Raw genomic sequence first — 21948 nt, 5'->3', positions numbered from 1 at the left:
CAAAATTGCCAAATAAATAAAATTATTTTAGAAAGGAATGGGGTTTTTGCCAAAAGAAAAACAAAATACCTGCTTTAAGGTAGAAAAATTATCATACGAAGCGGATGGGAAAACCATCCTCCAGGACCTCGATTTCCAAATTTTTGCGGGAGAACGCGTCAATTTACGGGGGGCTTCTGGTAGTGGCAAGAGCACGCTCCTACAGCTCTTAGCCCTCTTGTTGAAGCCTAGTTCAGGGCATATTGAATATCAGGGAAAAGACTTGGAGTCTTGGCCCTATACCACTTACCGGCAAGCTGTCTCCTATTGCCACCAAACGCCTCGGCTCTTTGGGGAGAGTATTTTTGACAATCTGGCTTTTCCCAGTCAGATTCGCCAGAAAAAATTTGACGCTGACCGGGCACGCGCTTTGCTGGCTGATGTCCGTTTAGAGCAGTTTGACTTGAGGCAAGGCATTGATCGCTTATCAGGTGGTGAACGCCAGCGCTTAGCCTTGATCCGCCATCTGATGTTTCCACCGGAAGTTTTACTCTTAGATGAAGTTACGACTGGCTTGGATGCAAAAACGGCAGCGATCATTTGGACCTGGTTGTTTAAGGTTGCCGAGGAGGAAAATTTGACCTTAATTTGGGTGAGCCACGATGAAACGGAGCAAAGGCGTGCGGATCGCTTCCTAACGATTCAAAATGGGCATATGGAGGTGGCCACTCATGCTTAGTGAAGGTTTGATGATGAGTCCTTTATCACTGGTTTTATCCTTTGGCCTGATTATTATTGCGTTAGTGCTTGGCTACAAGGAAAAGCTTGCTTTGAACAAGGAAATGCTGGTTTCCGTTTTGCGCATGGTGGTCCAGCTTTTTGTGGCCGGCTTTGTCCTCACTTATATTTTCAAGTGGGACCGCTGGTGGGTGACCATTTTTGCTATTTTATTTATTAGCTTAAACGCTGCATATGCGGCGAGCAAGCGGGGGAAAAATTTTCACCAGCCGCTTAAAATTGCTGTTTTAGCGACCTTGGCGAGTACTTTGGTGGCCTTGGGAATTTTGGTTTTGTCGGGAGCAATTAAATTTACGCCGGCACAAATCATTCCGATTACCGGCATGGTGGCGGGGAATTCTATGAAAATTATTGGGCTCACCTTCCGAAATATTCAAACGCTTTTCCGTGATCAACGGCAATTGGTTGAGGAAAAATTAGCCCTAGGAGCGACCATGAAGCAAGCCTCGCAAAGTATCATTAAGGAGAGTATCCAAGCCTCCATCCAACCCACCATTGATTCGGTGAAAACGGTGGGCCTGGTCCTCTTGCCTGGCATGATGACGGGGATGATGCTGGCGGGTTCCATGCCGATTAATGCGATTCTCTATCAAATTGTGGCCTACTTTATGCTGATGGCCACAGCCACCATTACCGCCATTATTGTCGCCTACCTGGCTTACCAAGACCTCTTCGATTCCCAAGGACGCTTGGTTCGAGCCGAAAGGAATGCGGAATAAATTTAGTTTGCTCATCTGCTTATAACTCGCTGTCACAATGAAAAAGGTAAGCGAGCATTTCAGAGAATACTGGAAACATTGTTAGCATGGAATAAAAGGACTCTAACGCGCTTTTTGGCCTTGAAAATTAGGCATAAGAAAACCCCAAAGGTTTATTCTCTTCCCTTTGGGGTCTTTTTTAGCCATTAAGCTCTTCTAAGAGTCTATCTTCCGCAACCACGACCAGGCGATCATCACGCTCCAGTAATTCATGCGGATCAGGGTTCACCACGGTTTTCCGATTTCTTTTTTTCACGGCCACGACGTTAATATTGTGCTTGGCCCGCAAATTAAGCTCGTCCAAGCTCTTATTGATCCAGGCTTCTTTAAGATCCAATTCAGCTATGGAATAACGGTCGGAAAAATGGATATAGGAAATGATGTCCGTTTGCTTAATACTGGAAGCGAGAGTGACAGCGGAGTCGCGTTCTGGGTAAATGAGTTTGTTGGCCCCTAAACGCTCCAAAATTTTAGCTTGCTTGCTGGAACCGACTTTGGCGACAATTTTTTTGACACCGGCCTCGGTACAAGCCAGCGTTGCGAGAATGGAAGCATCAATTGCTTCACCAATTGCAACCACGGCTAAGTCGAAATTGCTGAGGCCCAGTTCAGAGAGGGCCTTGTCATCGGCGATATCCAATTGGACCGCGGCATCCACGTAATTGCTGACGGCTTCAACGCGCTCCATATGGCGGTCAACGACGAGCACTTCATGGCGGCTCTTAGCCAGACCACGGCAGAGGGCACTGCCGAAGCGCCCCGCACCGAAAATGATGATTGACTGTTTTTGCATGGTAACCTCCTAGCCAATAAATAGGGTAGCTTTTGCGTATTTCATATGTTTGTTTTGCTGGTGATTTAAGGCGTAAGCTAAAGTTAAAGGCCCAATCCGGCCAATATACATGGTCAAACACAAGAGAAATTTAGAAACAGCGGTTAAGCCTGGGGTAATGCCTAGCGTATTGCCGACTGTCGCAAAGGCCGAGACGGTCTCAAATAGAATCGGCAGGAAGGAAAACTTTTCGATGGTCGTTAGAATAAAGGTCACCACTAAAACGAGGCTTAAGGATAGAACCATTAAGGCATAGGCTTTCGCAATGGTTTCCCGGGGCACGCGCCGCTTGTAGAAGACGGTCTCCTTATTTCCCCGAATGGTATGATAGGTGGAAGCCAGTAAAACCCCAAACGTGGTGGTCTTCAAACCACCGCCGGTCGAACCCGGCGAGGCGCCGATGAACATGAGCATCAAGAACCAAAAGGCCGAGGTCTCACGAATTTTAGTGAAATCTAAGGTATAGAAACCGGCCGTTCGGGCAATAACACTCTGGAAGAGGGCTTGCAAGCCTTGGGTCCCTAAGCTTTCCTGGCCCATCGTGAGCGGATTACTACGCTCTAGCAGCCAGAAGATGAAGGCCCCACCAAAAAGCAAGAGGGCCGTGATCATTAAGACCAGTTTCGTTTGCGAGGAAAGGCGCCGCCGCCTCCGCCAGTAGAGAATTTCTTGGTTCACCAAAAAACCCAAGCCCCCAATGACCACGAGGGCCATAATGGCAAAATTCACGATCAGATTGCTGCGGAAGGGATAGAGGGAGTCGCCGACTAAATCAAAGCCCGCATTACAAAAGGCGGAAATGGCGTGGAAAATGCTGAACCATAAGCCGCGTCGCACTCCATAATAGGGAATAAATTGCGTGGCCAAAAGCAAGGCCCCCAGTCCTTCTGTGGCGAAGGTAAAGCCCAAAATATATTTTAAAATACGGACAATGCCTTGCAGGCGGTCATAGCCGTGCTCGCCACTTAAAATCTGCCGATCCCTTAGGCCGATACGTTTCCGGACTAAAAGGGCAAAAAGCGTCCCAAAAGTCATGAGCCCTAAGCCGCCCACTTGGATTAAGGCAATGATGACAATTTGCCCTAGGGTATTCCAATGTGCTGAAGTGGTCACCACCGTCAGCCCGGTCACACAGGAAGCTGATGTAGCGGTGAAGAGGGCATCGATAAAAGGGGTGCCCGCCCCGCTTTGGGTCATGATCGGTAAGGTTAAAAGTCCCGCTCCTAAAAGAATATAAAGGGCGAAACCGAGAACCACCCGCATTTCAATACTGAATTTATTTTTGGTCAAAACCTCACAACCTTTCCCATAATTTCCTGCGAAAAATTTTTAAAGTGTTTGGAATATGATTGATCTTAGTCCAAAGCGCACTTTAATACAAGCTTCTTTTTATTATTAATTTTTTGTTCGAGGCGCTCGTGGGCTGCTTCTGCTTGGCTAAGTGGCAAGACCTCGATGTTATCGTTTAAGAGTAAGCCTTGGGCGAAGAGCTTATTGATGACCTGGCTGGCAGCTTGGAGATCTAGGGCACTCGCTTGGCTGATGACAAAGCCTAGAATTTGGGCGGATTGCGTGTAAAGACTCCACAAATTCAAGTCTTCGACAGGTGGTGGGGTGATCATGAGTATTTTACCGCCTTGCTTAAGGGCGGCGATTTGCTCTTTTAGGGGGACTTGGCCCGAGGTATCCACCACAATATCGAAGCGGTGGCTGAGGGCCTCCTGCTGGTCTTCATGGTAATCATAGACCGCCTTAGCGCCTAAAGCGCGCACTTCCTTTAAAGCTTTGGGAGCGGCTGTTGCGGTGACGTCAAGCCCCATTTGCTGGCCGATTGCCACTAATTTACTACCCACATGGCCATTTCCGCCACAGACGAGTAAGCTTTGGCCGAGCTTAGCTTGGGCGACTTTTGTTAAGAGGATGGCTGCTGTTGCTGCAGAGTGGACACTAGCGATTGCCTTTAAGGGTGAGGTGCCCTGAGGAAGGGGATAGACTCTATTCACTGGCGCCGCAAAGTATTCAGCGGCCACGCCTTGGCGACCGTCATGGCCCATGGAATTTGTCCAAACCCAATCCCCAATGTCAAAGGCCGTCACCCAGTCACCTTTCTCCACGACCTGCCCGACGGCATCGCGCCCGATAATGAAAGGCTGGGGCAAGAGCGTCTTGTACTGGCCAGAACGGACGAAGGTATCCACATAATTGACCGCCGAATAGTGATTTTTAACGAGAACCTCATCCAGGCCGGGCTTAGGCTTGCCCAAGTCTCCGTAATGAATGCTAGCGGGACTTCCGGTTTTTTCGATATAAGCAGCTTTCATTTTTTCGCATCCTTTCATTAGTTTTCATTGGTACTTGTATTGTACGCCAGCCCTTTTGCCTTAGCAATAGCTAGGGGTTTTAAATGCTTGCTGAAGAAGCTTCTATTAGGCCGCGCTTATTTTAAAAATGGGGGTTTTATGATAGCATAGGGCTAGTTATATGGAGGTGGCCAAAAGGATGCGCATCAACTGTGAAGCAGAGCACTATGATATTGATATCGTTAAGCAGGAGCCGGAATTACTCAGAGAAACATTGCTCCCCTGGCAGGATAAGCAAATTGCTGTGATTTGGGATGAGCAGGTTCATGAACTTTATGCCAAAGATCTAGCTCCCGTTTTCAAAGACTTTCGTGTCCATACCGAAAGTTTTACCCCGGGAGAAGCCAGCAAAAGCTTAGCGACCTATGAACGGCTGACGCGTTATCTCTTGGAAAAAAACTTTACCCGTGGTGACCTGCTGGTGGCCATTGGTGGTGGCGTGGCGACTGATTTAGTGGGCTTTGTCGCGGCGACTTTTCTGCGGGGCATCCCTTTTATCGCGGTTCCAACGACCCTGTTAGCGATGGTTGATGCTTCCGTGGGGGGAAAGACCGGACTTAATTTTGGCCATTTCAAGAATCAAATTGGTAGTTTCTATTTTCCCCAGCATGTGCATATTGAAAGCAAATTCATACAGACTTTAGAGCCACGCCAGCTGCATAGTGGCCTGGCAGAAGTGATTAAATATGCCTTCTTAAGTGATGCTAATTTGTATCAAATGCTGCAGGCGAAAGACCAGCTAGCCTTTGAAACGGTGATTGAACGTTCGGTGAAGATTAAGCTGGACTATGTTCAAGAAGACCCGAAGGATTTGGGCAAGCGCCAGTGTTTGAACTTGGGGCATACGGTTGGCCATGCGATTGAAGCCTTATCGGACTATACTTTGCTGCATGGCGAGGCGGTGGCTTTGGGTTTAGTGCATATGTGTCGGGCCAGCGAACGCCAGGGGCTAGCGGTGCCGGGTTTAACGGCCGAGTTAATAGCCTTATTAAAAGCCTATGACCTGCCCACGACTCACGAGTATGCCGCGGCGGATCTCTTAGCGGCTATTCAACATGACAAGAAAAAATCTGGCCAGAACATGCATATTATTATTCCCAAAACCTGGGGCGAAGTCGAGAGAAAATTGGTTTCGCCTAAAGAATTAGCTGCTTTTCTAGAATTGGGGCAAGAGCATGCGTAGGCGGATCATGAATCAAGCTTTAGGGGGAACAATCCGAGCACGCAGTTCCAAATCCCTAGCCCACCGCGCGATTTTCTGTGCCCTTTTGGCTCCCGGAAGCTCTAGGATCGTCTTAAAGGACTTATCCCAAGATATTGAGCGTTCCCTGGCGGTAGCCCGGGCCTTGCAGGTCGATATTAAGCAAACTGGTGATACCTATCAATTCACGCCTCCAGCCCAGTTTCCTACTGAAGTGGAAATTAATGTGGGTGAAAGTGGCACTACCCTACGCTTTTTACTGCCGGTTTTAGCAGTGCTTGGGGTGCGGGCTAAGATCATTCGGGAAGGCAGCCTGATCCAGCGGCCCAATACCCCTTATTTTTCCTTTTTTAAAGCCTATGGTGTCCGTCTAAGAGAAGAGGGCGCTGCCTTATTCTTAGCAGGACGCCTGCCCGCTTTTCGGGTGACTTTGCCCGGTAATTTAAGCTCGCAGTTTATTTCTGGCTGCCTCTTGGCGGCAGGCTACTTAGAGGAGCCCTCTGAAATCAAAGTCCAAGGGGAACTTGAATCCAAAGCCTATGTCCACTTAACGATAGAGGTGATGCGTGCTTTTGGTGTGCACGTAGAAGCCGGTGCTCGTACTTACCACTGCCAAGGTCCCTATGAAGCCGCCAGTTACCAAGTGGAAGGGGACTGGAGCAATGGCCTTTTCTTCTTGGCGGCGGGGGTGCGGGTGACGGATTTAACCTTAGACTCCAGGCAAGCTTGCCGCTTGGCTTTAGGCACTTTGAACCAATTGGGCTATGAAGTCGTGACGGATGAATTAGGCCTAACCCTAAAACCCCGACACACGCCCGCTTCAAGCCGCTCCATTGATGCCCGGCAAATGCCCGATGCTATTCCGATTTTAGCCGTTCTGGCTGCCCGAACGCCTGGCCGCACGCAGGTCATTCATGGTGAACGTTTGCGTTTAAAGGAGAGCGATCGTCTGCAAAGTACGGCGGCCCTCTTGCGGGCTTTGGGCGTGCCGGTGGTGGAAACCACTGCGGGCCTAGATTTTAGGGGCGTTAGCCGCTTCCAGCCAACACAAGTGCGTGCCTTTAATGATCATCGGCTAGCCATGGCGGCTGCCATCGCAGCGACTTGGGCAGCGGGGCCTATCGAACTTTGTGAAAGTGAAAGTGTGCAAAAATCCTATCCGGAATTTTTCCATGATTTTAATAGCTTGGGAGGTAAGAGTGATGTCCTTTAGTTTTGGTCAGCAATTTAAGGTCACCTTATTTGGCCAGTCACATGCTCCTGCGATTGGTGTGGTGATCGATGGCCTGCCGGCAGGTTATAAAATTAATCATGAAGCCATCCAAACCGCCTTGAAACGCCGGCGGCCGGGCCAAAGTTTTTACTCCAGTCCCCGCCGCGAAGCGGATGACTACGAAGTATTAAGCGGGGAGGTTGCTGGCTACACGTGTGGTGCCCCTTTAAGCTTTCTTATTCGAAATCGCGACTCGAGAAGCAAGGACTATGAAGAACTGGCCCTGAAGCCACGACCTTCGCATGCCGATTACCCGGCCCAGGTGAAGTATGGAGGCTTCCATGACATCCGCGGTGGCGGGCAATTTTCTGGCCGCCTGACGGCTCCCTTAGTTTTAGCGGGTGCCTTGGCTGCTGATATTCTAAAGCAGCGGGGTATTCAAACGTATGGCCGCATTAAGCAAATTGCCGGGGTGATTGATGACTATGCCAGCAGGGGGTCGGCTTGGGAAGCAGATTTACAGGCCATTGCCGGCCAAGCTTTCCCGGTGTTGAATGACGAAGTCAAAGAAGAGATGCTGCTGGCAATTCGAAAAGCGCGCGGTGAGCATGACTCGGTGGGCGGCCTGGTGGAATTAGCGACCTTTGGCCTGCCAGTGGGTGTCGGCGAGCCTTTCTTCCGCTCGGTCGAATCCGTCTTAGCCCAGGCTTATTTTTCCGTGCCTGGCATGCGGGGGGTTGAATTTGGCACTGGCTTTGCGGCTGCCCAAATGCGTGGCAGTGAGCACAATGACCCCTACCGCTATGAAGGCGGGCAGGTGACAACGATGAGTAATCACCACGGGGGGGTTATTGGCGGCTTGACGACCGGCCAGCCTCTTGTTGCCCGGGTGGCCGTTAAGCCAACGAGTTCCATTGGCCAAAGCCAGGATACCGTTGATTTAAAAGCCCAGAAAAATACGACCTTAAGTATTCATGGCCGCCACGATCCAGCTATTGTTCCCCGTGCACTCGTTGTTTTAGAGATGATGACTTCGATCGCTTTACTAGACCTCATGCTAGAAGGAGGTTTTATTTCCCTTGGCGCATTTGACAAATAAAAAGACAAAGGCTGCCTTTGGCTTACTGGGTGAGCACTTAAAGCATAGCCAGTCGCCGTGGATACACCAGCAGTTCAACCGCTATGCCTATGAACTTTGGGAATTACCGCCCCATGACTTACCAGCTTTTTTCAAGGCGAAGGCCTTCCAAGGTTTAAATGTTACAATTCCCTATAAAATCACGGTCATGGACTACCTGGATGACTTAACGCCAGAGGCTCAGAAAATTGGTTCGGTCAATACGATTGTGAACCGCGCTGGCCGGCTCCTTGGCGCTAATACCGATTACCTCGGCTTCCATTACTTACTTAAACAAGAAGGGCTAAGCGTCACTGACCGCCATGTGCTAGTTTTGGGTAGTGGGGGGGCGAGCCAGATGGTTCAGACCTACTGCCAGGAGGAAGGGGCGGCTTCCGTCACTGTGATCAGCCGGCAGGGGCCCAATCACTACGATAATTTGTATGCTCACCCCCAAACACAAATGCTAGTCAATGCCACGCCGGTGGGCATGTATCCCAACAATACAGCCTGTAAGGTGGCACTCGATTACTTTCCTCAGTTGGAAGCCGTGGTGGATTTAATTTATAATCCCTTAAGGACGCGCTTGTTAGCGCGGGCTAGGGAACGTGATATCCATGCGGTGAATGGTTTAGGCATGCTAGTAGCCCAAGCCTTTGCGGCCATGGAATTATTTATGAACGAGAAAGGCGAGCCCCAAGAACTCGACAGGATTACCCAGCGTTTAGAGCGCCGGATGCAGAATTTGGTTCTGATTGGCATGCCTGGGGCAGGAAAGACCAGTATGGGCCAGCGTCTAGCCCAAAAGTTGCAGCGGCCTTTTGTGGATTTGGATGCCCAATTGGTTGAACGCTTGGGGCAGAGTATTCCGGATGTTTTTGCCAAGCATGGGGAGGCTTATTTCCGGCAGGTTGAGGCCCAGTTGACCCAAGAGTTTGCCAAGGAAACCGGCCTGGTCATGGCAACGGGTGGGGGAACGCCCCTGCGCCCTTCGAATCGCTTGGCCTTACAGCAGAATGGTTTTATTTTTTACTTGGATCGGCCGGTGGAGGAATTAGCGACAGCGGCACGCCCTCTATCAAAAGATTTACCCGCCCTTAAAACCATGTATCAAAACCGGCATCAGCTCTACCAAGGCTTAGCTGACCGGCGACTCCCAGTAGTTGAGGGTGAGGAAGTCATGTGGGAACGGCTCTGGAAGGCGGTGCAGAATGAGAATTTTAGTGCTTAATGGACCTAATATCAACTTACTAGGAATCCGGGAGCCGGATATTTATGGCCAGGAAACTTATGAGACTTTGTTGGAAAATTTGCAGGAACTTGCGCAAATTGAAGGCATTGAAATCGACCATTTCCAGTCCAATCATGAGGGGGCCTTGGTGGACCGTATTCAGGAAAGCTTGGGCACTTATGATGGCCTAGTCATTAATCCTGCGGCCTATACACATACGAGCATAGCGATCTTGGATGCCCTCCAGGCCGTGGGGCTGCCAACGATTGAGGTCCATCTCTCGGACATTAACCAGAGGGAAGCCTTCCGCCAGCATAGCTACGTATCCCGTTATGCTAAGGCAACCATTGTTGGCCAAGGCCTGGCGGGCTATCGCTTGGCCATTCAAAATTTAAAAGCAATTATAAAGGAGCAGACATGCGAGCATTAATCATTGATAATTATGATTCTTATACGTATAACCTCTACCAACTCATCGGGAAAGTGAGTGGCGAAGCCCCCTTGGTGATTAAAAATGATGAATTGTCCTACGAAGAGGCGGAGGCTTTGGCTTTTGATTTTGTCGTACTCTCCCCCGGCCCTGGCCGTCCCGATCGCAAGGAAGACTTCGGCCTATGCCAGGACTTCATTGAAAAATCGACCAAGCCAATTTTAGGCATTTGCCTCGGCCAGCAAGGCCTCTACCAGTATTATGGTGGCCAATTGGCGAAGGGTGAAAAACCCATGCATGGGAAAATTAGCCAACTTCACCATGAAGGTCAAAATTTATTCCAAGGCCTGCCAAAAACTTTTAAGGTGACCCGCTACCATTCCCTGGTCTGCCAGGAACCCGTGCCTGACGCCTTAACTGTTGACGCACGGACGGACGATGGGGTGATTATGGCGATCGCCCACAAAACTAAGCCTCAATATGCCGTCCAATTTCATCCCGAAGCGGTCGCTAGTGAATATGGCGAGGCCTTAGTCGAAAACTTCCTGCAGTTGGCCGGGGAGAGCCAAGCAGGCCTGCCGTTTAAAGTCGAAAAAGAAAAGGCAGAGCTCAGTAGTGAGGAAATCTTTACACGACTTGAAGCTAGTGGCCAGCAAGTGCTCTGGCTGGATAGTAGCAAGGTGGATCAAGGCCTGGCTCGTTTCACCATCTTTGGCCTGCCAAGCCCTAAGCACAGCCACCGCCTAACTTATGATGTCAACCAGCATGTGGTGACTAAAACAGGAGCGGATGGGCAAGTCGAAACCCATGCCACCGATGTTTTTTCCTATTTGAAAGCCCACCGGCCCAAGTGGCGGGTCCAAGACGAATTGCCTTGTGACTTCCAGCTGGGCTATATTGGCTACTTAGGCTATGAATTGAAGCAGGATACCGAAAAGGTTAAGAACCGCTTCCAAGCTAAGCAACCGGATGCCTACTTTGTGTACTGTGATCAGGCTATAATTTTAGATCACGAAACGGAGACGCTATATTTCCTCGCAGAAGCAGGGCGGGAAGACTTCTTCCCTTGGGTAGAGGAAGTGCTGGCTAAGGAGGCTCACAGGGAAAAACCGGCTCCCCAAGCTTTACCAAAACTTCAGTTTGTGCAGGGCCGTGAAACCTATCAAAAGCATATTGCAGAGATCCAAGAACTCCTACGCCAGGGAGAAAGTTATGAGGTCTGCTTAACGAATCGCTTAGATATTCTTGGCCATTTGGAACCGACCCCTTATTACCTGGCCTTGAGGTCAGCGAGTCCTGGTCCTTACAGTGCCTACCTCCCTTTGGACGGTTTTTCAGTGGCCTGCTCATCGATGGAGCGTTTTATTAAGGTAGACCGCAATCGCTGTGTTACGGCTAAGCCAATTAAGGGGACCATTCGCCGCGGTGTAGATCCCAAAGAAGATGCAGAACTCATTGAGGCATTGCGTTTTGAAGAAAAAACGCAGGCTGAGAATCTAATGATTGTGGATCTTTTGCGTAATGATTTAGGTAAGGTTTGTGAATTAGGCTCCGTGCAAGTGCCTAAATTAATGGCGGTGGAGACTTATGATACCTTACACCAGCTTGTGACCACGGTGGCCGGTCAGGTGCGGGCAGATTTAGATGTCTTGGCTGTTTTAGAAGCCACTTTCCCAGGGGGCTCGATGACGGGAGCTCCCAAGAAGCGGACCTTAGAAATTATCGACCAGTTGGAAAGTGTTCCTCGTGGTGTATACTCAGGAGCCATTGGGTTTTTAGCCAACAATGGGGCGATGGATTTTAATATTGTTATTCGGACCGCTATTATTGAAGAGGAGAAGGCAACGCTAGGAGTAGGCGGTGCGATTGTTAACCTCTCCGACCCTGAGGAAGAATTTGAGGAAATTGTCTTAAAAGCAAAGGGGGCGCTCCTTGCCCTCCAGGCTTACTGCCAAAGCCAAGAAAAATTGCAGATAGAGGAGTCATCATGTTAGAAAATAAACAGTGTATTCAGGTGAAAAATGTTAGTATCGGCCAAGGCCGGCCCGTCATGATAGCGGGGCCTTGCTCGATTGAATCGCGCCAGCATATCTTAGACGAGGCAGCGCAACTCAAGCGTTTGGGTGTAGATATTTTGCGGGGTGGCGCCTTTAAGCCGCGGACGAGTCCGGACGCCTTCCAAGGCTTAGGAGTAGAGGGCCTTAAGTACCTGCGTGAAGCGGGCGACCGTTATGACTTACCCATTATTACTGAAGTGATGAGTGAGGAAATGGTTGATGTAGTAGCGTCCTATGCGGATATTCTCCAAATCGGTTCCCGAAACATGTACAACTACGCCCTCTTGAAAAAGGTCGGCCAAACCGATAAGCCCATCATGCTAAAACGCGGCCTGCAAGCCACCTTGTATGAATGGGAAATGGCCGCAAAATACATTGAAAAAGAAGGCAACAAGCAAATTATTTTCTGCGAGCGCGGCCTACGAAGTTTTGAATCAGAAACTCGTAATATGCTGGATTTAGCGGGAGCCACCCTCTTGCGCCAGCGTACCCCGCATCCTGTCATCATTGATCCTTCCCATGGGACCGGCCGGCGTTCCTTAATTTTGCCGATGACTAAAGCCAGTTTGGCCTTGGACATGGATGGGGTCATGATTGAAGTGCATGAAAATCCAGATGAAGCTTTGAGCGATGGGGCGCAAACCTTAGACTATGAAGCCTTTGCGGGCGTCATGAAGGAGTGGACCAAGGCATGCAAGTAGCATTTGATGATGGCTTTACTTTTGGGCGGGGGGTTTTTGAAACCATTAAGGTCGTCAATAAAAGACCTCTCTTTCTAAAAGCCCACCTCGACCGCTTAGACCGCGGCCTGGCTTTTTTTGGCCTACCGCGGCAATCATACCAGGAGCAAATAGAAGAATTTATTGCCCGAGATGAAGAGACGCATTATGGCTTAAAATTAATTGTCACGGCGGACAATGTGTGCTTGGTGAAGCGTCCCGATCCCTATCGTGACGGAGAGGAAGGCTTTACCTTAGGCTTAAGTACGGTTAGGCGGAATGCAACTTCCCCGCTCACTTACCACAAAACTCTTTGCTACTACGATAATATTTACGCCCACCAAGAGGCCCAAAAGGCGGGCTTTCGGAGCGCCTTCTTTTTAAATGAGGCGGGGGAATTAACGGAGACCGCCTTTGGTAATTTATTCTTAGTCTGTGATGGGGAGATCAAGACCCCCACGGTAAGCGCGGGGCTTTTGGCGGGCACCATGCGGTCTTATTTGTGCGCGCAGTATCCCATTACAGAAGCTCACTTAACCTTAGACGACGCTAAGGAAGCTGAGGAAGTTTTTATTTCCAACGCCTTAATGGGGGTGCAGCCTGTCACCCAATTAGGGGACTTGGCATATACCATTGGCCCACGTTACCAGCAATTAAAAAAAGCCTTGGCCCCCTTAGGTTTTTAGCCAAGGCCGGCAGACTGCTTAGAGGGTCTGCCTTTTATTTTTTTGCAATTGGTAGAAGGTGTAGGCCGCTAAGGCGAATGTCAATAGTTCCGCCAAGGGCGCAGCGTAAAAGAAAGCCCTCTGGCCCAAAAAGCTTAGGATCAACCACAAGGCGAGGAGGAGGAAAACCGAGCCCCGGCCTAAATTAATTAAAATACCATAGATGGGCCGTTTCACGGCTGAAGCAATGGCCGCAATGAAGACATTATAGCCGGATAGGAGAAAAGTCAGGGCATAGTGGCGAAGCATGGGCGTTGCAGCTTCGACCTGACGAGCTTCCTTTAAAAAGAGGCTTAGAATGGTGTGGCCGCCGAAAAAAGTAAAGCCATAAGCCAAAAGAGATAGGCCAAAAATCGTGACAAAGCCATAGCGTCGTAATTGCTGCTGGGCGCTTTGGTCTTTTCGGCCGTAGTAATAGGAGAGAAGGGGGGCAGTGCCGTGGCAGACCCCCTGGTAGGTACAAGAAACAAAGAGGGCAATGTAATTCATCACTGCATAAGGAGCAATGTAAGCCTCACCGAGGTAGCGGAGAATAAAGGTATTAAAAATAAATAAAATAGAAGCCGCATTAAATTCGGAGATAAATTCACCTAAACCAATGTAAATCATTTCAGCGAGGTGCCGTGTGGCCTTACGCCAGGAAATATTTGTTTTGACGAAGCTTAAGGGACCGATTTTCCGTTGAAAATGTAAGATATAAATGAAGGTTGATAGGAATTGAGCCAGGCCTGTTGCTAAGGCTGCCCCGGTCACAGACCAGTGGCAATGGGCAATGAAAATGTAATCGAGGAGAACATTGGTTAAGCAAGAAGTGGTCGCCCCAATGACAGCAACGCGCGGAAAGCCATCGATTTTAACGAGCACTTCAAAACTATAGGAAATAATGAAAAAAGGACTAAAGAGTAAAATGATGCGCAGGTAAGCTTGGGAGAGCTCAAAAAATTCGCCTTGCGCCCCTAAAACAAAGAGTAGAGGTTTCATAAAAAGAAAGCCTAAAAGCATAATGGCTAGGGCAAAGCCTGTGACAAAGCGCATGATGAACGTAAAAAGCTGGCGAGCCTCTGCTAATTTTCCCTGGCCCAGGTCAATGCCAATTAAGGTTTGAGCACCAATAGAAAATAAGATGGCCAAGGCGAAGAGCACGTTAACGAAGGGGATGACCAAACTGACGGATGAAAACTCGGCTACCCCAGCAAAGCGGGCCACAAAAAAACCATCAACAATACTATAGATGGAAAACACCCATAAAGAAATGGTCGAGGGAAGAATATAATTAATAAAACGTTGCTTTAAACTTTTTTGCCTTGGCATAAATAAGCCCCTTTCTGATCACTCTTTAGTATAGCGCACCGGGCAGCTAGCCGGCTAGTCGCTGGGCTTATTTTTTGCTTTGCTCGTTTTTTGATATAAAAACCGCATGCTCATTTAAGCATACGGTTACTGCTTATATTTCTTCAACTTGGATTTGGTCATAGAGTTCCGTAAAGTGGTCAGGGTTGATATGACCTGTTTTTGCCTCGCGCGCATTGAGCATGCCCGTAGTCATACCTGTTTTGAGCACATCTTCGATATTTTTATTTTGGCCCAGTGCATAAGCTAGACCAGCCAAAGTGGCATCCCCCGAACCGACAGGATTCACAACTTCAATTTCAGGAATGTGTACGCGGTAGAAAGCTTCTTGGTATTTCGCAAAGGCTCCCGCTGCGCCCAAGCTCACCACGATAAGCTCAATCCCTCTAAACAGAGGGTGCTGCAGGGCCGTTTTTAAGGCGTCGGCGCTATGGGCGGAAATTTTCTGTTGGAGGAGCTGACTCAATTCATGTTCATTGGGCTTAATGCCATAAGGCTTGGCCTCTCCTCTAAGGGCTTCGGCCAAACTACTACCCGAGCAGTCTAATAAAGTTGGGACATTTTGCTTGGCACTTTCAGCTAGTAATTTCGCATAAAAATTGGTCGGTAAACCTTGGGCGAGACTACCTGAAATTGTGGCAAAATCCACGTCTTCTAATAAATCTTGATAGGTTTTAAGGAAAGCACAAGCCTCGGCCGTTGAGATGTGCGGGCCTGCTTCAAGAATTTCAGTTTGCTGGCCACCATCATGTAGAATAGCGATACAGTCTCTCGTTTCTCCCGCACACGTTGAAAAATGATGAGCTAAGTTGCGTCTATCTAATTCCTGGCGAATGAATTCCCCATGCTGGCCCCCTACAATGCCCGTCGCCATGACAGGTGCCTTGAGATCATGGAGGACGCGCGCTACGTTGAGGCCTTTTCCGCCTGGTGTTTTAGAAACGTCCTGGACGCGATTGATGGTATTTATTTTTAAATGCTCCAACGGGTAGGAAATATCAATCGAAGGATTCATGGTTACGGTCAGAAACATATTTAGCCGCCTTTCTAAGCTGTTCCACTTAACTATAGCTTAAGCCTGGTTCATTTTTCAAGAACCTTGCGCCCCTTCACCTGGCAAGCGTATAATAGCTCTAGAAAGGGAGGCTCTATGAGTTTAGAAGTTAGTTTTAAGGAAGCATGCAATTTTAAAACGCCCTTATTTATTGATGTCCGAAGTCCGGGCGAATTTGCGGAGTACACGATCCCTGGCGCTATAAATATGCCCATTTTAAATAATAAGGAGCGTGAGCAGGTGGGAAGGACCTATGTCCAAACCAATCATGACCGGGCAAAATTGCTAGGGGTGCAGTTTGCTAGTGAGCGCTTGCCTAGCCAAGTGGAAAAGTACATGTACCTAGCTAAACACCACCAAGTGATCTTGTTTTGTGCTCGCGGTGGTTATCGGTCCAGTATCCTCTTCGAATTGCTGAATGCCCTGCACGTCCATGTTTTTAAGCTACAAGGTGGCTATAAGGCTTTCCGAAAATTGGTCAACCAGGAGCTTCCTAGTTTGGTGCAGGCCTTGACATGGATTAATTTAAACGGCATGACGGGGGTAGGAAAGACTGAAATCCTATCCTGCCTAAAAGCCCAGGGTAGTCAAATTGTTGATTTGGAAGAGCTGGCTAATCATCGGGGTTCTAATTTAGGGCAGGTTGGCTTAGGAAGCCAGCCGAGTCAAAAGCAGTTTGAGGCAGATTTGTATCAAGTACTCCTAGGGCTTGACCCAGCTCGGCCGGTCTATATTGAAGCAGAGAGTCATCGCATTGGCGAGCGACAGGTGCCCCATGAGTTGTTTTTAGCCTACCAAAATAGTGACCAGCAAGTGCTGGTGACGAGCCCTTTATCGGTGCGGGTGGCGCGCATTGAAAATATTTATGCCCCCCAACGTAGTCAAAGAGAACAAGAAGAATTAAAGGCAGGCTTAGCTCACTTAGCCCATTTCCTAAAACCAGCCACTTATGCCCATTTTCTGGTGGAATTAGAAGCGGGAAATTATGGAAAACTGATTGAGGAATTAATTACCCATTATTATGATCCGCACTATAAATTAAAGGCGGGTCCTTATGCCTTAACCATTGATAATACTGACGCCAAGGAAAGTGCGAAAACACTGCAGGCCTACTTTGAAAACTAGGCCTAGCGTTTCTTATTAGGCATTGTAAACGCTTATTAATGTTGCTATAATTAATTTAAGATGAAAAAAGGAGCGAAGAATATGGTGAAAGAAGCATTAGCCAAGGATGATTTATTCCAAGCTGTTAACGGGGAATGGTTGAAGGAAGCAATCATCCCTAATGACCAACCCACTACAGGCGGTTTTATGGATCTGGTGGTGAACGTAGAGCAAACTCTGATGGCAGATTTAGATGAAATGTTGGCAGGCAATATTCCCCTAGAAACTGCTGAGCAAGAAGAATTGGTGGCTTATTACCGCCTTGCCCAAGATACCAAAGAGCGTGATCGACTGGGTATTGAGCCTTTACTGGGAGAGCTAGCTAAGGTTCAGGCGATCGAAAATATGGCCGACTTAAAAGCCTTACTTGCCGCTTGGGCGCAAAAAAGCTATCCTGGCCTGCTGAATTTTACGGTTTCTCCACGCCTGGATGATGTTCTAAACAATGCCTTATGGCTAAGGCCAGCACGGACGATTTTACCGGACACCACGTCCTATGAAGATGAGAAAAGCCGAGAGCCATTGTTGACCATATTTGCCAATATGGTCAAAGGCCTTTGCCAAGCTGTCCCAGAATTGGAGGAGCGGGCGGAGAAAATTGCCCAAAACGTTCTCGCTTTTGACCGTCGTTTAGTGCCCCATTTGCTAAGTAATGAGGAATTAGCCGATTACACGAAGCACTACCACCATTATTCTCGGGAGAGTTTGGCGCAGGCCAGCGAACACTTATCGCTAACCGATTTAGTCGATGAGGTGGTTGAAGGCAAGGTTGATGAAGTCATTGTGACCCAACCTAAGTTCATGGAAGCCCTAAATACCTTAGTCACCCCTGGCCATTTAGCAGAAATTAAGGATTGGTTAATCGGTCGTCTTTTAGTGAGTGAAGCGCCTTTCCTATCTGAATCTTTAAGGCAAACTGGCAGCCAATTTCAAATGGCTTTAATGGGCTTACCTGAGCCTCTCAAGGCAGAGCGGCAAATTTACTACTTGGCTAAGGAACCTTTTGACCAGGTTTTGGGTCAATATTATGCCAAAAAATATTTTGGTGCTGAAGCTAATGCTAATATTAATGCCCTCGTGCAAGAAATATTAGCGACCTTCAAAAAACGCTTAGCTCAAAACACTTGGCTGTCCAAGGCCACCATTGAAAAAGCCCAGAAGAAATTAGCCACCATGCGGACCTTTGTAGGCTATCCAGAAAAATTACCAGCCGATTATGCCTTACGCACCGTGGATAGGGCTTTGGGTTTTTATGGGAACACCTTACGACTGCGTCAAATCATTAATCGCTATGAATTTGACCAGTGGAATCAGGCAGCAGATCGGGAGCGGTGGGAAATGAGTGCCGACACGGTAAATGCTTATTTCAGCCCTGAAGGCAATTTAATTTGCTTCCCGGCTGCGATTCTTCAAGCGCCTTTCTATGATTTAAAGCAAAGCCGTAGTGAAAACCTCGGCGGCATTGGTGCGGTTATGGCCCATGAAATTACCCATGCATTTGATAACAATGGGGCGAAGTTTGATGAATTAGGGAATTTAAATAATTGGTGGGAGGAAGCTGACTACGAGGCCTTTGAAGTTTTGACGAAGCGGATGATTCACCGCTGGGATGGCTATCCCTATGCGGGTGGCCAGGTCAATGGCACCCTGACAGTTTCAGAAAATATTGCTGATGAAGGCGGTTTGGCTGGAGCACTAGCAGCTTTGAAGCAAGATGAGGATGCCGACCTAAAAGCCTTCTTCTATAATTTTGCTCGCATCTGGCGTTTTAAAGCCCGGCCAGATTACGAAGCCCTTCTACTAAAAGTTGATGTACATAGTCCTCCGCCATTGCGTGCTAACTTGACTCCGCAAAACTTGGATGAATTCCATGACACCTTTAAAACTGAGTCTGGCGACGGCATGTGGCTAGCGCCTGCGGATCGGGTTAAAATCTGGTAGCGGGAAAATAAGGCAAGCCCTCAAGAAATATTTTGGGGGCTTTTTGCTCTAGCACATGTTACGAAGCGGTAAAGTCTCACGAATAACTCCCCCAACCTGGCTTGCAAAAGGCTGCCTCTCTTGCTATAGCATTCCCCGAACTTTACTTTGCATATTACTATTTTAATAAAATTATTACATAATTATGACAAAGACTGTGTTATAGTGAAATTTGTAAAGGAAATGAAGGGGTGACACCATGTGTGGTTTTACCGGCTTTTTGACGGGCAAGACGCTGGTCAGAAATGATAGAAAACAAATTATTCAAAACATGAATGAAAGAATTCGCCATCGCGGGCCTGATCGTGGAGGCTATTTTTATGGCGAAAAAACTTGCCTAGGCTTTCGACGCTTGTCAATCATGGATTTAACGACAGCGGGAGATCAGCCCCTCTATAGTGAAGATGGTCGCTATGTTTTTGTCTTCAATGGTGAAATTTATAATTACCTAGAACTCAAACAAGAATTGGAAAGTCAAGGCTATCACTTCTGTTCACAAACGGATAGCGAAGTTATCGTGCGCGGTTTTGAAGCTTATGGCGAGGGAATTTTTTCACGTTTACGAGGAATGTTTGCGGTGGCTATTTGGGATCAAGAAGAGGAGCGACTTTTCTTAGCCCGTGACCCTTTTGGCATTAAGCCCCTGTATTATACCAGTCACACGCAGGATGGTAGTCTGTTGTTTGCTTCTGAAATCAAGAGCTTCTTTGCTTTTCCTGCTTTTGTAAAGGAATTTAATCAGGCGGCTCTTAAGCCATTTTTGAGTTTTGAATATAACCCTCTTGCCGAAAATTTCTTCGCTGGCGTATATGTGGTCAAGCCTGGTCATTTTATGGTCTTTGAAGGTGCCCATTGCCAGCGAGAGGAAGCCTATTTTTCGCCTGTTCGGGCTGGCTCACCTATTCCCCAAATGGAATTGGAAGCTTACGCCGATGAATGCTTAAGTAAGCTGCAAGAAAGTGTGCAGAAGCATGCGGAAGCTGATGTGGAGATCGGGAGTTTTCTATCGGGAGGCGTCGACTCGAGTTTAATTACGGCTCTCTTGCAGCCTAAGCGGACTTATTCGATCGGTTTTTCGCGCTACGAAGGAAAATTTAATGAGACCGACAAGGCTGACGCACTGGCCAAGCATTTCGGGCTTCATAATGAACGCCTGTTTATTACTGCCCAAGATGCTTTTGCTCATCTCGATCATATTCTCTACCATTTGGATGAATTGAATACTAATCCATCGATTATTCCTCTGTATTTCTTGGCAGAGCTGGCTAGTCGTGAAGTAAAAGTAGTCCTCTCTGGGGAGGGGGCTGATGAACTGTTTGCTGGCTACGATTGGTATCGGCCTAGTAAATTAGCGCATACCTACCAACATTTGCCCCAAGCCATGCGACAGAGTCTCGCCCGTCATCTGGTGCGGGGTTCAGGACAATCGGCTTGGCAGAAATTTTTACAAAGAAATGCATTACCGATTGAAGAGCGTTTTATCGGGCATGCCCTTATATACAGCAGCAGAGAAGCTGAACGGCTATTGAAGCCCCCTTATCGAGCCTCGCCTTCTTTAGCGGCTCTCACCTTACCTGTTTTTTCTGCCTTTAATGCTGAGGGAGAACTAGGGAAAATGCAGGGCTTGGATCAATTTTTCTGGCTGCCAAAGGATATTCTTGTCAAGGCTGATCGCATGAGTATGGCTCACGGCTTAGAGGTACGAGTACCTTTCTTAGATCGGGAAGTTTTTAAATTTGCCCAAAGTATTCCAGATGAGTATCAAATTAATTATACGGAAACAAAACGGGTTCTCCGCCGTGCGGCTTTGAAAATATTGCCTAAGGAATGGGCAGAACGTCCTAAAGTGGGTTTCCCCGTTCCAATCCGTTACTGGTTAAGAGAAGAACCTTTTTATTCTCATGTGAAGAAGATATTTTCAGACCCGCTGGCAGCTCAGTTTTTTGACCAGAAATACTTGCTCCAACTGCTAGAAATGCATCGCTCTGGAGCTAATCTAGGGCGCAGAATTTGGACTGTTTACCTATTTTTACGCTGGTATGAACAACATTTTATCCAAGACCAGAGTGCTTGCCAAAGCCTAGTTTAAGAAGAACCCCTAGCTTATTGGGCTAGGGGTTTTTTCGTGTGAATCTTATTTTTCCTGGTGGAAGAAGTCATCAATTTTTGCGATATCTCCTTCGTTAATCATGAGCAGTAAATCGTCTCCAGCTTTAAGGGTTGTTCCTGCCCTGGGTAAGATGTTTTGATGCTCGCGACGAATGCTAATGATTATACATTGGCTGGGGAATGGAATGTCTTTTAAGGCTGCATTCAGATAGGTAAAATTACCTGGAACCAACAAACGTTCTAATTGTGGCTCGTCATGCAGCGTCACTTTTTTGGGAAGAGGTTGGAGGAGGCGGTGGTATAAGCTTTCATAAATAGGCAGTGTACCGAGGATTTCGGCTACGACATAGGCCACCATAGCGGTTGTAGTCATGGCGATAAAGGAGTGCACCGAGCCGCTCATCTCACTGATTAAAAGAATTGAGAGGAGGGGGGCGCGAACTACGGCACTCAAAACCGCAGCCATGCCTAAGTATAGAAAGTTATGCGTATAGGCCGCATCGATGCCAAAACTATGTAAAACAATGGCACCTAAGAGGGCGCCTAAAACGAGGGTGGGGAGAAAGATTCCTCCTTGCGCTCCACTCCCATAGGCGAGCCAAAGGAAGACCAGGCGTAATAGTAAGGCAAAAAGCAAGTAATACAGGGGACGGCCTGCTTCTGAGAGGCTTTCAATTAAATGATGACCGCCACCTAGCATGGTGGTGGAGTAGTAACCGATGGGCAGCATGGCCAACATCAAAATTAAAAAGATCCAAAAACGGCTAATAGGTAGGGCTTTCAGCCAGTCGGTGATTTTACCTAAGCCTGTATTAAATACAGACCCTAGGATGCCGCCTAAGGCTCCTAGTAAAACTGCAAAGCCAAGCAA

At 48.0% G+C, this 21948-nt stretch carries 19 protein-coding genes; 13 read left to right on the top strand and 6 right to left on the bottom strand.

Going from position 1 to position 21948, the window contains the following annotated elements:
• Window positions 1-46 precede the first annotated feature (46 nt).
• A complete protein-coding gene (locus WF803_RS01320) occupies window positions 47-718 on the top strand; it encodes an ABC transporter ATP-binding protein (RefSeq protein WP_489611337.1) in 672 nt (223 codons plus the stop codon).
• Window positions 711-1496 (top strand): ABC transporter permease, encoded by a 786-nt coding sequence (locus WF803_RS01315; RefSeq protein WP_489611336.1) that lies wholly within the window; start codon window positions 711-713, stop codon window positions 1494-1496. The genes WF803_RS01320 and WF803_RS01315 overlap by 8 nt, the downstream gene beginning before the upstream one ends.
• Window positions 1497-1674: 178 nt before the next feature.
• Here the strand turns inward: WF803_RS01315 and WF803_RS01310 are convergent, their stop codons facing one another.
• The 3 genes from WF803_RS01310 to WF803_RS01300 all read right to left on the bottom strand — a co-directional run bounded on the left by WF803_RS01310 (window position 1675) and on the right by WF803_RS01300 (window position 4688).
• Entirely contained in the window at window positions 1675-2328 is a 654-nt protein-coding gene (locus WF803_RS01310) for a potassium channel family protein (protein ID WP_489611335.1), read from the bottom strand.
• Between the two features lie 9 nt (window positions 2329-2337).
• Entirely contained in the window at window positions 2338-3657 is a 1320-nt protein-coding gene (locus tag WF803_RS01305; RefSeq protein WP_489611334.1) for a TrkH family potassium uptake protein, read from the bottom strand.
• Between the two features lie 65 nt (window positions 3658-3722).
• Window positions 3723-4688: an alcohol dehydrogenase catalytic domain-containing protein gene (locus WF803_RS01300; RefSeq protein WP_489611333.1), complete on the bottom strand. Its 966-nt coding sequence runs from the start codon at window positions 4686-4688 to the stop codon at window positions 3723-3725.
• Between the two features lie 178 nt (window positions 4689-4866).
• Here WF803_RS01300 and aroB point away from each other — a divergent pair, with 178 nt between their 5' ends.
• The 8 genes from aroB to WF803_RS01260 are packed head-to-tail and all read left to right on the top strand — an operon-like array spanning window position 4867 to window position 13381.
• The gene (gene aroB / locus WF803_RS01295; RefSeq protein WP_489611332.1) at window positions 4867-5910 is read left to right on the top strand and encodes a 3-dehydroquinate synthase; all 1044 of its coding nucleotides are present in this window, start codon (window positions 4867-4869) and stop codon (window positions 5908-5910) included.
• Between the two features lie 7 nt (window positions 5911-5917).
• The gene (locus WF803_RS01290; RefSeq protein ID WP_489611331.1) at window positions 5918-7141 is read left to right on the top strand and encodes a 3-phosphoshikimate 1-carboxyvinyltransferase; all 1224 of its coding nucleotides are present in this window, start codon (window positions 5918-5920) and stop codon (window positions 7139-7141) included.
• On the top strand, window positions 7131-8240 hold the full coding sequence (gene aroC / locus WF803_RS01285; RefSeq protein WP_489611330.1) for a chorismate synthase: 1110 nt from the start codon (window positions 7131-7133) through the stop codon (window positions 8238-8240). The genes WF803_RS01290 and aroC overlap by 11 nt, the downstream gene beginning before the upstream one ends.
• Window positions 8221-9489: a shikimate kinase gene (locus tag WF803_RS01280; protein ID WP_489611329.1), complete on the top strand. Its 1269-nt coding sequence runs from the start codon at window positions 8221-8223 to the stop codon at window positions 9487-9489. Before aroC ends, WF803_RS01280 begins: the two co-directional genes overlap by 20 nt.
• Window positions 9470-9919, top strand: a complete 450-nt coding sequence (gene aroQ, locus WF803_RS01275) for a type II 3-dehydroquinate dehydratase (RefSeq protein ID WP_489611328.1) — start codon at window positions 9470-9472, stop codon at window positions 9917-9919. The genes WF803_RS01280 and aroQ overlap by 20 nt, the downstream gene beginning before the upstream one ends.
• The gene (pabB, locus tag WF803_RS01270; RefSeq protein WP_489611327.1) at window positions 9907-11913 is read left to right on the top strand and encodes an aminodeoxychorismate synthase component I; all 2007 of its coding nucleotides are present in this window, start codon (window positions 9907-9909) and stop codon (window positions 11911-11913) included. Before aroQ ends, pabB begins: the two co-directional genes overlap by 13 nt.
• On the top strand, window positions 11907-12677 hold the full coding sequence (gene aroF / locus WF803_RS01265) for a 3-deoxy-7-phosphoheptulonate synthase (protein ID WP_489611326.1): 771 nt from the start codon (window positions 11907-11909) through the stop codon (window positions 12675-12677). Before pabB ends, aroF begins: the two co-directional genes overlap by 7 nt.
• Complete coding sequence (locus WF803_RS01260; protein ID WP_489611325.1) at window positions 12668-13381, top strand: aminotransferase class IV; 714 nt, start codon at window positions 12668-12670, stop codon at window positions 13379-13381. The genes aroF and WF803_RS01260 overlap by 10 nt, the downstream gene beginning before the upstream one ends.
• An 18-nt stretch (window positions 13382-13399) precedes the next feature.
• Here WF803_RS01260 and WF803_RS01255 read toward each other — a convergent pair whose 3' ends face one another.
• Both WF803_RS01255 and lacC read right to left on the bottom strand, forming a co-directional pair.
• Window positions 13400-14731, bottom strand: a complete 1332-nt coding sequence (locus WF803_RS01255) for an MATE family efflux transporter (RefSeq protein WP_489611324.1) — start codon at window positions 14729-14731, stop codon at window positions 13400-13402.
• Between the two features lie 133 nt (window positions 14732-14864).
• Window positions 14865-15803: a tagatose-6-phosphate kinase gene (gene lacC, locus WF803_RS01250; RefSeq protein ID WP_489611323.1), complete on the bottom strand. Its 939-nt coding sequence runs from the start codon at window positions 15801-15803 to the stop codon at window positions 14865-14867.
• A 117-nt stretch (window positions 15804-15920) separates the two neighbouring features.
• Between lacC and mnmH the strand changes: the two genes are divergently transcribed.
• From mnmH to asnB, 3 genes are all read left to right on the top strand, one after another.
• Window positions 15921-16949 carry a tRNA 2-selenouridine(34) synthase MnmH gene (gene mnmH, locus WF803_RS01245; RefSeq protein WP_489611322.1) on the top strand — a complete coding sequence of 343 codons (1029 nt, stop codon included), beginning with the start codon at window positions 15921-15923 and terminating at the stop codon, window positions 16947-16949.
• A gap of 81 nt (window positions 16950-17030) precedes the next feature.
• Complete coding sequence (locus WF803_RS01240; protein WP_489611321.1) at window positions 17031-18929, top strand: M13-type metalloendopeptidase; 1899 nt, start codon at window positions 17031-17033, stop codon at window positions 18927-18929.
• A gap of 238 nt (window positions 18930-19167) precedes the next feature.
• Window positions 19168-21057, top strand: a complete 1890-nt coding sequence (gene asnB, locus WF803_RS01235; protein ID WP_489611320.1) for an asparagine synthase (glutamine-hydrolyzing) — start codon at window positions 19168-19170, stop codon at window positions 21055-21057.
• 45 nt (window positions 21058-21102) lie between these two features.
• On the opposite strand, the gene WF803_RS01230 is transcribed toward asnB, so the two are convergent.
• Window positions 21103-21948 carry a chloride channel protein gene (locus tag WF803_RS01230; protein WP_489611319.1) on the bottom strand — a complete coding sequence of 282 codons (846 nt, stop codon included), beginning with the start codon at window positions 21946-21948 and terminating at the stop codon, window positions 21103-21105.

This window comes from Aerococcus sp. BD502 (assembly GCF_057919555.1).
The sequence above is the reverse complement of the archived record's forward strand: the minus strand, read 5'-3'. Positions and strand labels throughout refer to the sequence as shown.